1 protein-coding gene is annotated in these 1,227 nt (G+C 53.1%); it reads right to left on the minus strand.

Annotated elements, in window-relative coordinates:
• Positions 1-277: 277 nt before the first annotated feature.
• Positions 278-1,227: IS110 family RNA-guided transposase (locus JWG43_RS17485; protein WP_205244237.1), on the minus strand; the 950-nt coding region annotated here is incomplete at its 5' end.

Below are 1,227 nucleotides of genomic sequence, written 5' to 3' on the forward strand. Positions count from 1 at the left end.
TTTATATGAAACTTCTCTCTACCACGGAACTTTCTGTTTGAATAATCGTTTGCCACAGTGGGGCTTTGCTCCCTAAGCATTTGGGCTTCGTCTCTGCAATTGTCTTGGCTGGACGATGGGGGTGTTCTCAGTTTTATATCCGTAGTCTCTTGCGAGCTGACAATTCGTTGTGCCGGTGTCCAGCCGGTCATGTTAGATCCCGCGCTCTATCGCTTCAGTTCAATGCGCGACCTCGTGACAATTGCAATGACTGCCGAAATGTTTGGGCAAAAATCAGCTACGCCTCTACCGGTACCAACTGAAATCCCAAAGCTTTTGCCTGTTGCTTGAGTGTGCTCAGGCCCGAGCGTTTCCGGCTCTTGAGATAATCCTCTCCAAGCTCCCGATACCGCTCCCCATGCTTGATGATATGGAACAGCGTCTTGGCCAATCGATGCGCGATGGCCATGATCGCCTTCTTGGCGCCACGTCGTGATTTCAAGCGATGATATTTGTCCTTGAAGTAACTCCCCTTGGTCTTCACGGCTGCCCAGGCAACTTCAACCATGATCGTTTTGAACGGATGCTTCTGTACTTTCGTCCGTCCACTTTTTCGCTTGCCGGCGCTCTCATTGTTCCCCGGACACAATCCGGCCCAACTGGCAAATGCAGCGGCATTGGCGAAGCTGTCCAAGCGATAGCCGACTTCACTGATGATAATCTGGGCACTCCGTGAACCAACTCCGGGAATCGCCTCCAGACGTTCAAGCAAGGCATCGTGTTCCTCCATAAGCAGGCGCAGACGATCGGAAAGGATACCGATCTCACTCTCCAGGATCGTGATGATACGCATCAATGAGCACAGCTGAAAGCGATGATGCTCTTCAAAAAATCCCTGGAGGCTACGGGACAGCTCTGCTGCCTTCGCCTGCAACCGGCCACAGGCAATGTCGGCAACCATCTGCTCGGAAAAGCTCCCCGACGTCTCATCGCATAACTGCTCGATCAATCGCCGGCCTGTCTTGCCAAACAGGTCGGAGACCACCGAGGCAATCTTGATGTTGGCTGTCTCAAAAAGCTTGTGTACCCGCTTCTTGTAATCGCTCAGCGACTCCGTCACCTTACGGCGTTGGCGGGTCAACTCACGCCACTGCCGAATATCCTTTGAAGGGATGAAGCTGCCGCGCAGCAATCCATGCTTCAAAAGGCTGGCCAGCCATCTGCTGTCGGCGATGTCGGTCTTTCGTC

The sequence above is a fragment of the Desulfobulbus alkaliphilus genome (assembly GCF_016918545.1).
GTDB classification, from domain to species: Bacteria; Desulfobacterota; Desulfobulbia; order Desulfobulbales; family Desulfobulbaceae; genus Desulfobulbus; species Desulfobulbus alkaliphilus.